Annotated in this window: 14 protein-coding genes; 8 read left to right on the top strand and 6 right to left on the bottom strand. The window is 66.4% G+C overall.

All coding sequences use genetic code 11. The features are described 5' to 3' along the window. Positions 1 to 82: 82 nt before the first annotated feature. From ACQR1F_RS09945 to ACQR1F_RS09935, 3 genes are all read right to left on the bottom strand, one after another. Complete coding sequence (locus ACQR1F_RS09945; RefSeq protein ID WP_434838385.1) at positions 83 to 709, bottom strand: transglutaminase-like cysteine peptidase; 627 nt, start codon at positions 707 to 709, stop codon at positions 83 to 85. A 332-nt stretch (positions 710 to 1,041) separates the two neighbouring features. Continuing rightward, complete coding sequence (locus ACQR1F_RS09940) at positions 1,042 to 1,656, bottom strand: PilZ domain-containing protein (protein ID WP_315801062.1); 615 nt, start codon at positions 1,654 to 1,656, stop codon at positions 1,042 to 1,044. A gap of 241 nt (positions 1,657 to 1,897) precedes the next feature. Then, a complete protein-coding gene (locus ACQR1F_RS09935) occupies positions 1,898 to 2,455 on the bottom strand; it encodes a PAS domain-containing protein (RefSeq protein ID WP_434912942.1) in 558 nt (185 codons plus the stop codon). Positions 2,456 to 2,978: 523 nt separating this feature from the next. Here ACQR1F_RS09935 and ACQR1F_RS09930 point away from each other — a divergent pair. Next, complete coding sequence (locus tag ACQR1F_RS09930; protein WP_434912941.1) at positions 2,979 to 3,776, top strand: rhomboid family intramembrane serine protease; 798 nt, start codon at positions 2,979 to 2,981, stop codon at positions 3,774 to 3,776. A gap of 304 nt (positions 3,777 to 4,080) precedes the next feature. Further along, positions 4,081 to 4,509 (top strand): CBS domain-containing protein, encoded by a 429-nt coding sequence (locus ACQR1F_RS09925; protein ID WP_434912940.1) that lies wholly within the window; start codon positions 4,081 to 4,083, stop codon positions 4,507 to 4,509. On the opposite strand, the gene ACQR1F_RS09920 is transcribed toward ACQR1F_RS09925, so the two are convergent. Then, entirely contained in the window at positions 4,496 to 5,515 is a 1,020-nt protein-coding gene (locus ACQR1F_RS09920; RefSeq protein WP_315801058.1) for a patatin-like phospholipase family protein, read from the bottom strand. The genes ACQR1F_RS09925 and ACQR1F_RS09920 overlap by 14 nt on opposite strands. Before the next feature lie 273 nt (positions 5,516 to 5,788). Here ACQR1F_RS09920 and ACQR1F_RS09915 point away from each other — a divergent pair, with 273 nt between their 5' ends. The 3 genes from ACQR1F_RS09915 (at position 5,789) to ACQR1F_RS09905 (ending at position 10,496) form a co-directional block, all read left to right on the top strand. After that, complete coding sequence (locus ACQR1F_RS09915; RefSeq protein ID WP_316215997.1) at positions 5,789 to 6,865, top strand: hypothetical protein; 1,077 nt, start codon at positions 5,789 to 5,791, stop codon at positions 6,863 to 6,865. 73 nt (positions 6,866 to 6,938) lie between these two features. Then, positions 6,939 to 7,109 carry an RNA polymerase sigma factor region1.1 domain-containing protein gene (locus tag ACQR1F_RS09910; protein ID WP_315801056.1) on the top strand — a complete coding sequence of 57 codons (171 nt, stop codon included), beginning with the start codon at positions 6,939 to 6,941 and terminating at the stop codon, positions 7,107 to 7,109. 915 nt (positions 7,110 to 8,024) lie between these two features. Further along, on the top strand, positions 8,025 to 10,496 hold the full coding sequence (locus tag ACQR1F_RS09905; protein ID WP_434912939.1) for a putative bifunctional diguanylate cyclase/phosphodiesterase: 2,472 nt from the start codon (positions 8,025 to 8,027) through the stop codon (positions 10,494 to 10,496). Positions 10,497 to 10,694: 198 nt separating this feature from the next. On the opposite strand, the gene ACQR1F_RS09900 is transcribed toward ACQR1F_RS09905, so the two are convergent. After that, the gene (locus tag ACQR1F_RS09900) at positions 10,695 to 11,258 is read right to left on the bottom strand and encodes a nitroreductase family protein (RefSeq protein ID WP_434912938.1); all 564 of its coding nucleotides are present in this window, start codon (positions 11,256 to 11,258) and stop codon (positions 10,695 to 10,697) included. 306 nt (positions 11,259 to 11,564) lie between these two features. Here ACQR1F_RS09900 and ACQR1F_RS09895 point away from each other — a divergent pair, with 306 nt between their 5' ends. Next, the gene (locus ACQR1F_RS09895; protein ID WP_434912937.1) at positions 11,565 to 12,473 is read left to right on the top strand and encodes a hypothetical protein; all 909 of its coding nucleotides are present in this window, start codon (positions 11,565 to 11,567) and stop codon (positions 12,471 to 12,473) included. 105 nt (positions 12,474 to 12,578) lie between these two features. On the opposite strand, the gene thrS is transcribed toward ACQR1F_RS09895, so the two are convergent. Continuing rightward, positions 12,579 to 14,651 carry a threonine--tRNA ligase gene (gene thrS, locus ACQR1F_RS09890; RefSeq protein WP_434912936.1) on the bottom strand — a complete coding sequence of 691 codons (2,073 nt, stop codon included), beginning with the start codon at positions 14,649 to 14,651 and terminating at the stop codon, positions 12,579 to 12,581. A gap of 198 nt (positions 14,652 to 14,849) precedes the next feature. Between thrS and ACQR1F_RS09885 the strand changes: the two genes are divergently transcribed. Further along, entirely contained in the window at positions 14,850 to 16,265 is a 1,416-nt protein-coding gene (locus ACQR1F_RS09885; protein ID WP_409997879.1) for a hypothetical protein, read from the top strand. 101 nt (positions 16,266 to 16,366) lie between these two features. Then, on the top strand, positions 16,367 to 17,554 hold the full coding sequence (locus ACQR1F_RS09880; protein WP_315801053.1) for an MFS transporter: 1,188 nt from the start codon (positions 16,367 to 16,369) through the stop codon (positions 17,552 to 17,554). The last annotated feature ends 64 nt before the right edge of the window (positions 17,555 to 17,618 follow it).

Raw genomic sequence — 17,618 nt, 5'->3', positions numbered from 1 at the left:
GGGACGGGGAGGGGTGGGGATGTGACCGGGTCGCGTAACTCGAATTCCTGTCTCGCCTCTCTGATCAGCGCTCGCGGACGCCTTAGCGTTCTCTGGCGCTGGCGGTGGCCACTGCCGGGCGACCGTCGCCGAGCGAGACCCACACGTTCGGGTCGCTCTGCGACTGCCGCTTGACGAAGCGGTAGCCGGTTTCGGTCCAGGCGACGACGTTCTCGTTCTGATTGTCGAGCACGTACTCACCCTTGTCGGTCTTCACGGTGAGGACGGCATGTCCTTCACCCTTTTTGTCGCGCACCACCGTGATCAGCAGCGCCTCGCGGGGCCAGCCGGCATCGATCAGCAGCTTGCGCTTCAACAGCACGTAATCCTCGCAGTCGCCGTAGCCGTCCGTCGGCAGCGACCATTTCTCGACCACGCCCCAATGGTCCATGTCGGTGATCGGCTTGACGTTCTCGTTGACCCAGCGATTGACCTTTAGCAGATCGCGCCAGGCGGTCTGGGACAGCACGATGTCGCGGGGCTGCGACGCGCCGCCGCGGCATTCCTCGGGGGTCTCGGTGCAGAACTCGACCCAGCCGATCGGCGCCCGTGCGGTGTCGCCCAGGCTCGCATAGAGCACCCGGTCATCACCGGCATGCGCCACCCCGCCCATCGCCATCAGGAAGGCTGCGACCGCCCACCCTGTTGCCTGTCCCGTCCGCTTGACCATTTTGGCCCCCGTTTTCGTTGGGACCATCTGTCTCACAAAGATTTTTCGCTGCCGCTAAATCGCCACGATGGATTTGACGCAAATCCAAGTAAAACAAAGGGCTTATTCGACTTTCACTTGAATCGAATCTAGCTAAAATTTGAATCATTCGCGGTTGAATCGAATGCGCTGCATTAAGCCGGGAACCGCTGCCGTTGCAGGGTCCCGTGCGCTTTTCCCGCCAACCATTAACTGCGCTGGACTGCCTGTGCGATGGCCGAACGCCACACGGCGCCCGTGGTGCCGGACGCCGTGTGCTCCGTGAAGTTGCGGGATTTCAGAGGCTTGCGGCTTTACCGCGCGGTAACGCTGTCTTCGAGCGTTTCGGCGAGCTGGGCGTGCATGAACTCGATCGCGAAGCCGCCTTCGAGATTTCGCACCACGCGCGCCTGGACGCGGCCGAGCATGACCTGCGATTTCAGCGGCGGCCTGGTCTCCGCCGCAATCGCCGCGCCCGACAGCGACATGTCGATGATGCGGCAGGTCATCTTGGTGCCGTCCTCGAGCGTCAGCACCGCGATCGGGTTGCGCGGAATGATACGGTCGTGGCGGCGATCCTCCGGCAGGTTGAGGATGTCGCGGTTGGCAAGCCAGGTCAGCTGCGCGGCGAGCTTGTCGCGCTTGCGCGCGGTGGCGCCGATGGTCATCGCGAAGCCGTTGTCGATGATGCGGGTGATCTTGCCCTCGACGCGGCCGATATGGTCGAGATAGGCGATCACGCGGTCGCCGACATTGCCGATGCCGGGCGCGAGCAGCGCCAGCCCGCCCGGCGACATGTTGATCACCTGGCAGGGAAACTCGCGGCGGTCGGGCAGCATGTAGCGGCCGAGCAGGTGGACCTTGACCCGCTGGAAACGGCGGCGCTCCTCGGCGGCCGGAAGAGAGAGTTTTTTGTTCGGCAACGCCATGTTTCGCCACTCAAAGCCGGCTCTTAGCGTGCCGGATGATCCAGTGTTGAAACTAAGTCCTGCACGGTTAATTCAGCGTTATCGCAGCACCGCAGGCGTTCATCTTGTTCGCGCAAGACGAGCATTGCCGCTGATGACGGCTCTCTCCGTCATTCCGGGCCTTGTCCGGATGATGCGCTCGCAATGACGGGGAGAGAGCTGGGGCCCCGACGAGGCTTACGGGACACGCATCTGCAGGAAGTCAGCGCAGTCCCTCATACACCATCAGGCCGCGGGCGAGTGCGAGCTTGCGCAGCGCGCGCGGCACGATCGGCTCGACCGGCGGATGGATATAGCGCCAGGACACCATCTCCAGCGGGCCGAGCGCGCCCCTTGGCGTCTCGAACGGGGCGAGCAGGCCGGTCAGGCTGATCGGCTCATGCGCGCGGGTCGCGAACGGCAGCAGCAGCAGTTCGAAATGCGCGGTCGTGCGATCCGGCGCCTGCGCCGTCACGCCGGCGATCGCGGGCAGCGTCTCTTCGCAGACCACCGCCGTGATCTCCTCGATCTCGCGGCGGCTGGCCGGCGCGAACTGCGCCGGAAAGCTGCTGTCCTTGACGTCGCCGCCGAGCAGGGCGCACAGCCGCGTGCCGGCCATGCGGAACGGAAAGCCGCTGTCCGCATCGCAGGACAGGACGAAGATGTCGCCCAGCAGCTCGCGCACGGCCGACGGCTCGAAGTCGCAGCGCTCCGGCGCCTTGGCATGGCCGCGCCTGTCGTTCCAATAGGCGAAGAGCTCGCGATTGGACGGATGTTTCATCTCGGTAACCCCTCGCGCCCTCGACGTCACGGGGGACATTGCTGTCCCGCTTTCGTCCAGGCGCCTCCCTGGTTGATTTTCGCAGGAGGGGTGGTGCAGCGTCCATGCCGATGGTGCGATCGTGCCGGCTTTACCCCGGCCTTCCGCGCGTTAAGGTTAAATTAACGATGAGCTTGGCGGCGTCCCGGCGATCGTTAACAATGCGTTCATCAGATCGCGGCCGGACGGTGCAAGGTCCGCCGCGATACGGTGAGGTACACGCAGGCGGCGTCAAACAAGTCTGGTCGTCGCGACGGGGCGGGGTGGGGACAACAACCCCGGGCGCTCCGGACGCGGCAAAGGCCGGCAAGTCTCGGAGGGAGGGTCTTCTCAGGACCCTCCCTCGTTCTTTTGGCGGATCCGTCGCCCTTTCGCCGCCGCTGCCGCCGCGCCGCGCATCAACTCTGCCGCCGTGCGCTTGCACAGGCCGGCCAAAGCCGCCTATCTGACGGATCTGTTCCTCTCGTCGAAGGCGTGCGTTCCGTTGGATTCCTCCTCGTCAGACCTCACGCAGGATCCGCCGCTCCAGCAGGCGCGGGAGCCGATCCTCAATCTGCCGGGCGCGCTGACCGCCTACATCCTGCTGATCGCGGTGATCCATCTGCGCGTGCTGTTGCCGGACGCGTGGAACGACTGGATCATCGACCTCTTCGCCTTCGTCCCGAAACGATACGACCAGACCCTGATGGACGGGGCGTTTCCCGGCGGCACGCCGGCCAAGATCTGGACCTTTTTCAGCTACTCGCTGCTGCACGCCAATCTGGCGCATATCGGCTTCAACGTGCTGTGGCTGCTGCCGTTCGGCAGCGCGCTCGCGCGCCGCTTCGGAGCGCTCAGGTTCTATCTGTTCCTGGCGGTGACGGCGGCGGCCGGTGCGCTGGCTCATCTGCTCACCCATGAGCACGCGCTGGCGCCGATGATCGGCGCCTCGGCCTCCGTGTCCGGCACCATGGCGGCGGCGATGCGCTTTGCCTTCGTGAGCGGCAGCTTCCTGTCGTTCACCCGCGGCGATGCCGATGCAGCGGCCAGGGTGCCGGCGCTGTCGCTGTCGCGTGCGCTGCGCAATCCGCGGGTCCTCGGCTTCCTGGCGGTGTGGTTCGGCGTCAACATCGTGTTCGGCATCGGCGGCATCACGCCCGGCGCCGAGGGCGCCGACGTCGCCTGGCAGGCGCATATCGGCGGCTTCATCGCCGGACTGATCCTGTTTGCGCTGTTCGATCCCATCCCGCATGTGCGTGGCGATGCTGCGCCTGCGTTGCCGTCCGACGCGGCCGACCATTAGTTGCCGCGATCCTGCGCTTGCGAGCGCGGGTGATTTCATTCATCATTTGCGTCCACCACAACCGGGACACGATTCCGGGCAAACGAAAGCAGGCCCTTTTGTGCCATGCGGCAGGCCTGCGAAGGGCGTTGCAACCACAACGCGATCCGCTGCGTTGGATCAGACGCGGTCGGGCCGGATGCGTTGGATCGGTTGCGCTGCCAGACTGTTGATTGAAGACTCGCTTGACTGACGATCGCTGGAAGCATCGGCCGCAACGACGCCTCGTTCAAGAAGGCGCACCGGCCTTTCAAGGAGACGAGCAATGACAGTACGTGCGATCCTCGACATCAAGGGCCACCAGGTCGAGAGCGTCGAGTCCCAGACCACACTCGCCGAGGCTGCCAAGCGGCTCGCCGAGCGCAAGATCGGCGCGGTGCTGGTGATGTCGGGCAGCCGGATGGAGGGCATCCTCTCGGAACGCGACATCGTCCGCGCGCTCGGCGAGCGCGGCGCCGCGGCGCTGACCGAGCCGGTGTCGGACGTGATGACGCGGCGGGTGGTGAGCTGCAAGCCGGCGGATACGGTCGCCTCGATCATGGAGATGATGACCAACGGCAAGTTCCGCCATCTGCCGGTGATCGAGGGGGGGGGCGTGGTCGGCCTGATCTCGATCGGCGACGTCGTGAAGTGGCGCGTCCAGGAATACGAGACCGAGCAGGAAGCGCTCCGCCAGTATATCAAGACGGCGTAGTCGCTCCGCCGCCGGTCGGCGTGACTGCGCCGATCGCCTCCTGGATTGAATCCAGCGCACGTTCGGCCGCCCTTGTGCCGAACGCGATGAGGTCGGCCGCGCGATGGAAGTCGAACCAGCCGATCTGGCCGACGCGCGGCGAGATCAGCAGGTCCGGCGGATCGCCGGCGAGGCGCGCACGGGTGATGCGGTCCTGCATGATGTTGAAGGCGTCGACCATCACCGACGAGATGCCCGGCCGGCCGCCTTCGCCGAAGAACTGCCGTTTCACCGCGCGCTCCGGCGAGAACAGCCTGCGGAAGCGCCGCTTCGGCGGTGTGCTTTCCATCACCGTCTCCGGCACCTGGACCGGCTGGCCATGCGCGTAGATCGTCGTCGAATGCGTGAACACGTCGCTGGACAGGTTGGCGGCGATCACGATCTCGGCGCCGAGCGCCCGCGCCGCCGACACCGGCACCGGATTGACCATCGCGCCGTCGACCAGCCAGCGGTCGCCGATCAGGACCGGCGCGAAGATGCCGGGCAGGGCATAGGAGGCGCGCATCGCATCGACCAGGCTGCCATGGGTCAGCCAGATCTCGTGTCCGGTGCGAATCTCGGTTGCCACCGTCGCGACCTTCATCGGCAGCTCCTCGATCGTGATGCGGCCGAGCGAGGCTTCGAGCTGCGCGGCGAGCTTCTCGCCGCCGATCAGGCCGGAGCCATTGAGGCGGATGTCGAGATAGCCGAGGATGTTGCGCATCTGCAGGCTGCGCGCCCATTCCTCCAGGGTATCGAGCTGGCCGGCCGCATAGGCGCCGCCGACCACGGCGCCGATCGAGGTGCCGACCACGACGTCGGGCACGATGCCGTGGGCCATCAGGGTCCGGATGACGCCGATATGGGCAAAGCCGCGCGCCGCGCCGCCACCCAGCGCCAGCCCGATCACCGGCTTGCGGATCGTCCCGAGACCGACATCGGAACCTTCGGTTCCGCTCGCACGGCGTCCTTTCAGAATATCCAGCACCGAGATCTCCACGCCTACGCATACTGTGTGCAACGAGTCGCCAACGGACTCATGACGCATGACAGCCTAGCACCAGCCTACCAGAAGCATCCTTTATGCCGGGTCGACGGGAGTGCCGGATGCCGCTGATTTGAACGCTCCGCCGGGCAGACTGCGCGCCGCGGGCGCTCAGGCGCCGGAGAATGCGACCAGGTCGCGCGCCGTTCGCGCGGTTCCTCAGGGAAGGTTGAGTAGAGGCTTGAATTTGCCGCGTTTTCGGTCAAAAGCAGGACGATGACGACAGGTCGCGGGTTCACCAGATTCCGGCGCAGCGGGCGGCTATGGCTTGTGCTCGCCTTGTCGTGCCCGCTGACCGGTTTCGTGATGTCGCCGGCCGCGGCGCAACTGTTCGGCGACCGGCCACCGCCGGTTCCGCCGGCCTCGGTGCCCGATCCCGGCGCGGCGGTCAGCCTGGCGCCCCCCTCCGGCCCCGCCGCCGGGCCCATTCCGCCGCCGGCCCCGCAGGCGCTGCCGGGACCTCCGGTCGCCGCGATCCCACCCGGCGCGCCGGCCGCGATCCCGCCGGTGGCCGCTCCGCCGGCTGCGACTCCCAACCAGGGCGTGCTGTCGCTGTCGGCGCGGTTCGGCAAGGACCTGCCGAACATCAATGGCGGTCTGGTCTGGCGCGTGTTCGCCGACCGGCCGGACGAATCTGGCGCCTTCAAGATGCTGCGCGAGGATCGCGGCCCGACGCCGAACATCGTGCTGCCGCCCGGCACCTATGTCGTGCATGTCGCGCTCGGCCTCGTCAGCGCGGTCAGGTCGGTGAACCTGAAGACGGAGACCGATCGCGAATCCTTCGTGCTGCCGGCCGGCGGCCTGCGCCTCGAGGGCAGGGTCGGCACCAGCAAGATCCCGCAGAACCAGATCTCGTTCGCCATCTACAAGGGCAGCCAGTTCGACGGCCGCGAGCGGGCGCCGCTGGTGCCGAACGTCGCCGCCGGCGACATGCTGATGCTGCCGGAAGGCACCTATTACATCGTCTCCAACTATGGCGACGCGAACTCGGTGGTGCGCTCCGACATCCGCGTCCAGGCCGGCAAGCTCACCGACGTCACGGTGACGCACCGTGCCGCGGTCATCACCTTGAAGCTCGTCTCCGACAAGGGCGGCGAGGCGCTCGCCAACACCGCCTGGTCGGTCATCAACCCCGGCGGCGACGTGATCAAGGAATCGATCGGCGCCTTCCCCAAGGTCGTGCTGTCCGAAGGCGACTACCGCGCCATCGCCAAGAACGAAGGCAAGGTGTTCGAGCGCTCCTTCAGCGTCGTCAACGGCGTCGACGGCGAGGTCGAGGTGCTGGCGCGGTAGGACGCGCGAAAGCCTGCAGGGGCAAACCGACTCTCCCCGCTATTGATGAGAACCCATCTCCGGGGAGAGCCGCATGCAGATATCCGACATCATCCGCCATGCCATCGCGATCGGTGAGCGTAAGGGATGGATCACGTTCGACGAGCTGAATGAGATCTGTCCAGGCAACACCGTCGCATCCGAGGACATCGAGCGGCTCATGGAGGCGCTCAGCGACGCAGGCATTCGTCTGGAGCAGGAGTGATGCGAGCGCAGAGTTTTTGCAGGATCGCGTTCCACCAACGGTGTCGTCCCGGCGAACGCCGGGACCCATACCGCGGATGCTATCGGGGACGTAGCTGTCAGCGGCCCGCCTCGCCGCGGCCGGTGGCTATGGGTCCCCGCTCAAGGCCGGGACGACGGCGGTGATCGTCGAAGCAGTGGTGCGCGACACGACTCGCTAAACTCGCGACGTCTGCCCGTCGGGTTACTTTGTCGCAGTTATTAGTCCTTGCGCCGTCGGGCAAATCAGGTGGATCTTTCCGCGCATCCCGCCTCGAGATGAGGGGCGTATCGCGGTCGTCACGAGACGCGAGGCGGGGAGCGGTGGGCGTGGTGGATTGCAGCGCGGGGTCTCTCGTGCCGACGAACGATCCGCTGCGCACGGTCAAGTCGCGCGGTCCTGATATCCCGATGCTGATATCAACTCACGTTGAGGCTTCGCCTTGCGTGGGGATGGTGGCCAGAAAGCCCGGCGCACCAGGGAGAACGCGAAGCAGCCGTTCAACCATCGCGCAGGGAGGGCCGGGTTTCCGGCTGACCTGTGGTACCTGCCGCCTGCATTTTTTTCGCAGGCGGGCCACGGGCCTCAGTCGAGGTCCGGCTCTCCCTGCGCCCTCTGTTTGAAGAGGGCGGTTCGATCAGCAAAACTCGGGCAGATCGTGTCGCGAGATCGCGTAGTCACATCCGCATCCGTGCCGTATCTCCCTCTCGTTGGGACAGCGGCGATGAACGTGAAGCGACGCTGTCACAGTCGCTAATGCGCGATAACCATGGAACCACTTAAAACTGTCACAATCGCTGCGCGCCATGCGCGAAGCCAATGCATTTACAGCTCGTTAAAGCCGCGTCTGCTTCAGATACCGCCGGGACCGACAGGGTGGGCGATCGAGTGGGAATGATGAGTGCCGCGACGACCAAGGCGTTGACAACGATCAGCAGCGATCTCTTTGACGACATCCCGGTGCTCAGGCGCAAATGGCAGGCCGCATTGAGGCCAGGGCAGCGCCTGCCGCGCTACGAGGACGTGATGCTGGGCAGCCTCGGCCGGCTCGCCGATCACATCGCGGTGCTCAACAACGACGACGGCGGCCTGCAGATTTCGCGCAGCGGTCGCTACGTCCAGCAATGGCTGCAGGACGAACGCTGGGACGTCGCGGTGGAGGCCGTGTCGCCGGATTGTGCCACCGTGCTGGTGGAGGCCGCCAATTGCGCGCTCGTCAGCGGCCAGCCCTATCTCGCTTATGCGCATTGCGTGCGCGACGGCATGGTCCGCAGCTATGATGTCCTGGCGTTGCCGACCAATTCGCGGTGGGGCAGCACGCTGGTCGGGACCTACGTCAACGAGCGTGCCACGCAGTACAATCTGCTCGACGCGATCTTCTCGACGACCGATGACGGCGTCGTCTCGCTCGCGACCATCCGCGACAGCGTCGGCATGCCCTGCGATTTCCAGGTGGTCCATCACAATCGCGCGGCCGCTGACCTGCTCAGGCTGCCGTCGGCGACGCTGCAATGGCATCGGCTGAAGCAGGGCGGCAACATGTTGTGCACGCCCGAGGTGATGGCGCGGCTGTTCGACGTGGTCACGCACGGGCGAAGCGACCAGTTCGAGCTCGACAGCGAAGCGCGCAGTCTCAGGCTCGGCGCCCACGCCTTCGGCGACATCATCTCATTGACCATTGCCGATGTGACCGCGCTGAAGCGGCGCGAGGCCTCGTTCCGGCTGCTGTTCGACGCCAATCCGGTGCCGATGTGCATCCTCGACGCCAAGACCGCGCAGATCCTCAACGTCAACGACGCGATGGTCGGGCACTATGGCTATGGCCGGGCCGATCTCCTGTGCATGAACGTCTGGGATCTCTGGCCGCCGGGCGAATGGGAAAGCCTCGATGACGCGCTGTTGCGGCTCGCCGACGGCGATCTGTTTCACCGCGACTGGCGCCATCGCAAGGCTGATGGCAGCGAGATCGAGGTGCTGACCTATGGCCGCGAGATCAGCTTCGATGGCCGCGACGGCGTGCTGGTCGCGATCGTCGACATCACCGAGCGCCGCCGCGCCGAGGCGCGCATCGCCTACATGGCGCACCATGACGGGCTGACCGGCCTGCCGAACCGCGAATTCTTCCAGCAGCGCCTCACGCAGGAGCTCGACGGCGCCTTGTCGGCGGACAGGCGCATCGCGGTGATGTGCATCGACCTCGACCTGTTCAAGACCGTCAACGATTCCTTCGGCCATCCGATGGGCGACCGGCTGCTGCAGGCGGTCGCGGGCCGCCTGACGCAGCAGATGCATGGCGGCAAGCTGGCGGCGCGGCTCGGCGGTGACGAGTTCGCGGTGATCATCCGTCAGGGCGGCGCCGATGACGCCAGCGAGAGCGCCGCGCGTCTGATCGCGGCGCTCAGCGCTCCCTATGACATCGACGGCAATGAGCTCGTGATCGGTGCCTCCATCGGCATCGCGCTGTCGCCGGGCGACGGCGCGAGCTGCGAGGAACTGATGAAGAACGCCGACATGGCGCTGTACCGCGCCAAGCAGGACGGCGGCCGCGTGCATCGGTTCTTCGAAAAGGAGATGGACCGCCAAGCGCAGAAGCGCCGCGACATGGAGCACGATTTGCGCCGCGCCTTCGCGCAGGGCGAATTCGAGCTGCACTACCAGCCGCTGGTCGACGTCGCGACCGGCGCGATCTCCGGCTTCGAATGCCTGCTGCGCTGGCGCCATCCCGACAAGGGCATGATCTCACCGGCCGACTTCATCCCCGTGGCCGAAGACATTGGACTGATCGTGCCGCTCGGCGAATGGGTGCTGCGCGAGGCCTGTCACGAGGCGGCGCGATGGCCCGATGGCATCAAGGTGGCGGTGAACCTGTCGGCGGTGCAGTTCCGCAGCCGCAATCTGGTGCAGGTCGTGGTGCAGGCGCTGGCACAGTCGGCGCTGGCGCCGGAGCGGCTCGAGCTCGAGATCACCGAGTCGATCCTGCTGGCGGAGACCGAGGCCAATCTGGCGACGCTGCATCAGCTGCGCCAGCTCGGCATCCGCATCTCGATGGACGATTTCGGCACCGGCTATTCCAGCCTCAGCTATCTCCGCAGCTTCCCGTTCGATAAGATCAAGATCGACCGCTCCTTCGTGAAGGACCTCGCGCAGCGCTCCGACTGCCTCGCCATCGTCCGCGCCATCTCCGGCCTCGGCAGGAGTCTCAACATCATCACCACCGCCGAGGGCGTCGAGACATCGGATCAGCTCGACTGGCTGCGCGCCGAAGGCTGCAACCAGGTCCAGGGCTTTCTGTTCAGCGCCGCCAAGCCGGCCTCGGAGATCGCGGGGCTATTGGCGCAGTTCGGTGGGCGATCGTCCAAGGCGGCGTGATGGGATGACGGCCGCCACACCCTCAACCGTCGTCCCGGACAAGCGCGCCGTAGGCGCGCGCCGATCCGGGATCCATAACCCCAGGAAGATGTGGTGACGGATGTCGTGTCGAACGAGCTTGTGTCGCGACTGCCGCCGGTGGTTATAGGTCCCTGCGTTCGCATGCGTTCGCAGGGACGACAGCGGAGATTGTCGCGCTCAGAACCGCGTCACGATGTCCGCGAGCGCCGGGCGCGGGCGGTCCTCGCTCGGCTTGGTCGGCTTGCCGATGTGAATGAACCCGGAGAGCTTCTCCTCAGGCTTCAGCCCGAGCCCATCCATGACGTCGCGGTCGAACATGTACCAGCCGGACAGCCAGCAGCCGCCATAGCCGAGCGCGGTGGCCGCGGTCAGGATGTTCATTGCGCTGGCGCCGGCCGAGAGCTCCTGCTCATAGGCCGGCACCTTGGGATGCGGCCGGGTGAAGCTGACGAGGCCGATCACCAGCGGCGCTTCCATGAAGCGGTTCTTCTCAACCTCGAGCTCGGCCGCGCTCGCCTGCGGGTTCTTCCTGGCGAACGCGGACGCGATGATCTCTCCGGCGCGGCGGCGGCCGTCGCCCTCGAAGACGATGAAGCGCCACGGCGCGAGCTTGCCATGGTCCGGCACGCGGGCGCCGATGGTCAGGATGGTGTCGAGCTCGGCGGGCGAGGGGCCGGGGCCGCTCATCTCGCGCGGCTTCACGGAGCGGCGGGTCTTCAGCAGTTCAATCGCGTCGGTCACGTCGTCAGGTCTCGTTGGTTGCATGTGCGACAGATAGCATGCGCCCCCGTCGGCAACGAGGCCACGGCACGTCGTTTTGATCGGTTCTACCGCCTCCGCACTGCGCCTCATGTCCCCAGGTCAGTCCCTGCAGCTCTCGCGGTGTCCGGCCGAGAGCTTCGCGCAATGCGACGCGGGAACGGGCGTTGGCTGCGGCCATCTGTCCAAGGCCGCAAGATTGGGTGCGAATTGTCGAACCTGAGGTCGAGCGGTAAAAACATAATGTTGAGAGATCCGCCGAGGGCTGCTCCACGTGCAAGTTCTGACGTGCCGATGACCGTACTGATACCGTCACCTGACGCCGTCGCGCGACTGCGCGCGACACCCGGCTTTGACCAGGCGATGCGAGCCTCGACCGCAGCCGCGGTCCGGCTCTACCGCGGCGACCGCATCCTCAATGCGTTGCTGAGCGATCGGGCAAGGGCGCTGTTTCCGCATGTCGCGCTGTACCTGCACTTCGCCGAGCAGCGCGACGGCGAGCTCGGCCTGACCGTCGGCGCCATGAAGGACATGTGCGCCAGGCTCGACCTGTGCAGTGGCGGCCGCTGCGAGGCGATGCTGGCGCTGATGCGCGCGGCCGGGCTGGTCGCGTCCGCGGCCAATCTCGACCGTCGCCGGCGTCCGCTGGTGCCGACCGACAAGCTGATCGCGCTGCACAGGGAGCGCTGGGGCGTGCAGTTCGACGCCATGGGCGCGGTGCTTCCGGCCGCCGTGGTCTATCGGACGGCGCTGAGCGATCCGGCCTTCGTGAAGACATTCGTGCTCGAACTCGGTCGCCGCTTCATCGCCGGCATGCGGGTGCTCGATGGTGCACCCGAGCTGGAGCCGTTTGCCGAGCGCACCGCCGGCATGGTGATCCTGTTCAGCCTGGCCCAGGGCGCAGGGCCCGAGCAGCCGTTTCCGCCGGATGAACCCGTGCCGCTCTCCATCAACGCCCTGGCGACGCGCTTCTCGGTGTCGCGCAAGCATGTGCTGACACTGCTGCGCGATGCGGAAGAGAAGGGCCTGCTCGCCCGCGGCACCGACGCCATCACCATCCTGCCGCGCGGCCGCGAGGCGATCGAGCGGATGCTCGCGACGATGTTTCTCTACATGGCCGAATGCGCCGAGGTGGCGCTGCAGGCGGCGGGCAAAGACGGAGATTCCGTTGATGTCGTTGCCACTCTGTCAGCGTAGCCGCTCGCAATGAGGGCGAGGGAACGTGTTGATCGGGGGAGCGCAAGCGACATGCGGGAACACCGTTCCCGCATGTCGGCCCGCTTACGCGGGGTCAGGCCGACGTCAGGCCGCTTCGCGCTGGCGGCGCCGCACGTCGGGCGGCGTCGCCTCGTCGACCAGCGCCGCGATGGCGTCCGCCGTCGGCATCACGGTCTGGCCGTCGCGGCCGAGCCGGCGGACCGAGACCGAATGCGTCTCGGCCTCCTTCTTGCCGACGACGAGCAAAGCCGGGATCTTCTGCAGCGAATGCTCGCGGACCTTGTAGTTGATCTTCTCGTTGCGCAGATCGATCTCGGCCCGCAGTCCCGCCCGCCGCAGCGCCGCCAGCACCTGCTTGGCATATTCGTCGCCCTCCGAGGTGATGGTGGTGACGACGACCTGGGTCGGCGCCAGCCACAGCGGGAAGCTGCCGGCGTAGTGCTCGATCAGGATGCCGATGTAGCGCTCCATCGAGCCGCAGATCGCGCGGTGTACCATCACCGGCGCCTTCTTGGCGCCGTCGGCGTCGATGTAGAACGCGCCGAACCGCTCCGGCAGGTTGAAGTCGACCTGCGTGGTGCCGCACTGCCAGTCGCGGCCGATGGCGTCGCGCAGCACGTATTCGAACTTCGGCCCGTAGAACGCGCCTTCGCCCGGATTGATCTCGGTCTTGATGTGGTTGCTCTGCGCCTTGATCTCATTCAGCACGGTCGCCATCACGCGCTCGGCGTGATCCCACATCTCGTCGGTCCCGACGCGCTTGTCCGGCCGGGTCGACAGCTTCACCGTCAGCTCGCCCTCGAAGCCGAAATCCGAGTAGGTCGACAGGATGAGGTCGTTGATCTTCAGGCACTCCTCGGCGAGCTGATCTTCCGTGCAGAAGATGTGCGCGTCGTCCTGGGTGAAGCCGCGCACGCGCATCAGGCCGTGCATGGCGCCGGAAGCCTCGTAGCGATGCACGACGCCGAACTCCGCGAGCCGCAACGGCAGGTCGCGGTAGCTCTTCAGGCCATGCTTGAAGATCTGCACGTGACCCGGGCAGTTCATCGGCTTCAGCGCGAACCAGCGCTTGTCCTCGGCCTCGTCGCCGGCGGACTGCGCCGCGAACATGTTCTCGCGATACCAGTTCCAGTGGCCCGAGGTCTCCCACAGCGACTTGTCGAGGATCTGCGGCGCGTTCACCTCGTCATACTCGCCGGCGAGGCGCCGGCGCATGTAGGCGATCAGCGCCTGGAAGATGCTCCAGCCTTTCGGATGCCAGAACACGACGCCCGGGCCTTCCTCCTGGAAGTGGAACAGGTCGAGCTCGCGGCCGAGCTTGCGGTGGTCGCGCTTCTCGGCCTCCTCGATCTGCTTCAGATAGGCGTCGAGCTGCTCCTGCTTGGCGAAGGCGGTGCCGTAGATGCGGGTCAGCATGGGATTGTTGGAATCGCCGCGCCAATAGGCGCCCGCCACCTTCATCAGCTTGAAGGCGTTGCCGATCTTCCCGGTCGAGGTCATGTGCGGGCCGCGGCACAGGTCGAACCAGTCGCCCTGGTAGTAGATCTTGATCGGCTCGCTGCCGGGAATGGCATCGACCAGCTCGACCTTGAACGCCTCGCCCTTGTCGCGGAACACCTGCTTGGTCTTCTCGCGGTCCCACACCTCCTTGGTGAAGGGCTTGTCGCGGCCGATGATCTCGCGCATCCGCTTCTCGATCGCGGCGAAGTCCTCGGGGGTGAACGGCTCGTTGCGGAAGAAGTCGTAGTAGAAGCCGTTCTCGATGACGGGGCCGATGGTGACCTGGGTGCCGGGCCACAGCGACTGCACGGCTTCCGCCAGCACGTGCGCGCAGTCGTGCCGGATCAGCTCCAGCGCGCGCGGATCGTCGCGGTCGACGAGCTCGAGCTTGGCGTCCTCGTTGATCGGATCGATGAGGTCGACGAGGTCGCCATTCAGCGCCATCGCGACGGTGCGCTTGGCGAGCGAGGGCGAGATGCCCTTGGCGATGTCGAAGCCGGTGGTGCCTCTGGGATATTCGCGGCGGGCGCCGTCGGGGAAGCTGATGGTGATCTTCTCGACCGGGGCGGCGGGCTTCAGGTTGCTGAGGCTGTATTGGAAGCCGGGCTTGGACTGGTCGGCGGCGGATTTCGCGTCGGGCGATTTGGAATCAGGCATGGGTCTCTCCTTGAGCTCACTCCTGCGAACGAGCGCAGGTAAGCGGGAGCAAGGGGTATAGCAGGGGATTCGGAGGCTGCAACCCGGGGAGGGAGGGGAAAACCGGCCAATTGCGGCCGACGGGGCGATGCGGTGATTGCCGCCGCGGGCCGGTATGATACAACTTCAAGTGTTCGGGGCGTGGGGACGCGTTTGGCGATGGAGTCTGCAGGGGAGGCGCCGCTCTCTCTTTTTCGGCGGGGTGGCGCGCATGTCGGGGCCGCGCTGATCATGTGCGTGCTGTCGAGCCTGTCGCCGCTCGCGGCCGCTCCGACGATGACGAGGCCGGCGGCCCAGCCAAAGCCCGCGGCACAGGCGAGGCCGGCCACCCCGGTCAGGCCCGCCACGGAGTCCAAGCCGGCTGTGCGCCGGGCGTCGCCGCCGCGGATCGCAGACGGCTCGACGCCGATCGCATTCGCGCTCGTCAAGGGCTCCTCGGATGTCTGCGGACATGGCTGTGACAGCTGGATCGCCGCCGAAGGCAAGATCGACGGCAGCGCCGCCGCGCGGTTTCGCAAGTTCATGAAGCAGATCGGGGAGCGCCGATTGCCGATCTACTTCAATTCGCCAGGCGGCAATCTGCAGCAGGCGCTCGCCATCGGCGACATGCTGCGCGAGCGCAAGGCCGCCGTGCGGGTGGGACGCACCACCTTGCGCGAGTGCGGCTTCGAGCCTCAGGAGGGCGACGCTTGCACCAAGCTGAAGCTGTCCGGGCGCGAACTGCACGGCGAGGTCTGGACCCGAGGGGCGATCTGTAATTCGGCCTGTCCCTACCTGCTGCTCGGCGCGCCCACGCGCGAGATCGCAGCGGATGCGACGCTCGCGGTGCATTCGCCGCGCGTCATCCTGAACTTCACCGGCGGCGTCCCGACCCGCGAGATGCGGGCGCAGGCAATGCAGCAGGCGATGGCGCGGGCCGACAAGATGGTGCTCGACTACATCACCAGGCTCGGCGCGGATCCCGCTCTGCTCACGGTGGCGCGGTCTGTCCCGTTCGAGAGCATGCGCATCCTGACGCGGGAGGAGATTGCGCGCTTCGCGCTCGACCGGCGGCAGCGGGTCGAAAGCCCCTGGATGTTCGAGACCGCCAGCCGTGGGATTGCCTACAAGACCATTCTCGCACGCAAGGAGGGTGAGAGCACGTTCCAGACCACGCGCTTGCAGATGGTCTGCTTCGATCAGGACCGCTTCGAGCTCGACGTCGAGCGCATCGCGCCGGCCGGCCCGCCGCCGGCTCCGCTGGCGATGACGAGCGGAGATCTGCGGCTCAATTTCCTCTCGCCGCCGCGGCGGTCCGGCGATCGCGAGACTTGGGGCGTGTTCCTGAATGCAAGCCAGGTGAAAACGCTGTCCTTGATGCCGTCTGCCGAGCTGAGCGATTCCCTGTTGAATGTTGCGCGTCGCAATGTCTCGACATTTCCGGTGAGCAGCGAAGGCCTGCAATCTGCTCTGAAGATGCTGACCGAGAGCTGCCCGCCGTCCAAGGCTATCGTCCGTCCGACGGGCACGCCGGTTCCCTGGAGGCAGATTCCCTCGCCGCAGGCCTCGGCGGCGCAGCCTGCCCCCGCGCGCTGACGAGAATAGCGGCCAGGACAAGGGAGGAGGACGAGAGAAAGTCATGGACGGCATGAGACATTTTCATGCAAATGCATGAAATTCTCTGCTATTGAGGCGCGATGACATCCGCTTCCGCTTCCGGGCGCCTTGCGCCGACCTCGCTCATGCTCGGCAATCTCGTCACTGGCTGCTCGGTGCTGGCGCCCGCTGGCCTGCTGCCGGAGCTCGCCTCGGATCTCGCCGTTGGAATTCAGACGGCGGGGCTGCTGATCACCTTCGGCGCGGTAGTGCTCTGCATCTGCTCGCCCTTGACCGCCTGGCTGACGAGCCGCTTCGACCGCCGCCGTCTGCTGGCGGCGACACTCCTGGTGCTCACGCTCGGCAATCTCGCCTCGGCGTTTGCACCGGACTATGCGAGCCTGCTGGCGCTGCGCCTGGTGATGCTCGCGGTCGGCGCTCTCTATACACCGCAGGCCGCCGGGACCGCGGCGCTGATCAGCCCGGTCGAGAAGCGCGGCAGCACCATCGCCTATGTCTTCCTCGGCTGGTCGCTGGCGGCCGCCGTGGGGCTGCCCATGATCACCTTCATCGGCAGTCATTCCGGTTGGCGGGCCGCCTATCTCGCGGTCGCTGCGGCCGGCGCGGTCAGCTTCGTGCTGCTGACATGGCGCCTGCCATCCGGCCTGAAGGGCGCGCCGGTCGCGTTGAAGACCTGGACCGAGCTCGGCCGCAACCGCCTGGTGGTGCTGCTGCTCCTGGTCACGACCCTGCAGATGTCGGGACAGTTCGTGATCTTCACCTTCATGGGACCGCTGCTGAAGCGCCTGACCGGCGCCGACTCCAACCAGATCGGGCTGGTGTTCGCGATCTACGGCGCCTGCGGCTTTCTCGGCGTCGTCATCGCAACCCGGATCGTCGATGGCTGGGGGGCCTATCGGACGTCGCTGTTGTTCACCTGCCTGATGTTCGCCGGCGTATCGGCCTGGACGCTGGCGGCCGGCACCTACGTCCTGATGGCGATGGCGGTCGCGATCTGGGGGTTGGGATTTGCGTCCACCAATTCGATGCAGCAGGTTCGGCTGGTGGCAGCCGCGCCGCCGCTCGCCTCGGCCTCGGTGTCGCTCAACACGTCCGTGCTCTATATCGGCCAGGCCATCGGCTCCGCGATCGGCGGCAGCCTGTTTGCACGCGACCTGCTCGGCGCCACCGGCTACGTCGCCCTGATGTTCCTGACCCTGGCATTGCTGGCGATCCTGGCCAGCCGCCAGCGCGCGCAGATCGCGGTTCCGGCCCGAGCAGCGGGTTGACGCTTGGCAAGACCGGTCCGACCGGATTAAAGGCCGATGTCGTTGGGGGGCTGCCGGGGGCGTG

It is taken from the genome of Bradyrhizobium sp. HKCCYLS3013 (assembly GCF_051167615.1).
In the GTDB taxonomy this organism is placed as follows: domain Bacteria; phylum Pseudomonadota; class Alphaproteobacteria; order Rhizobiales; family Xanthobacteraceae; genus Bradyrhizobium.
This window is presented reverse-complemented; position numbering and strand designations above follow the sequence as displayed.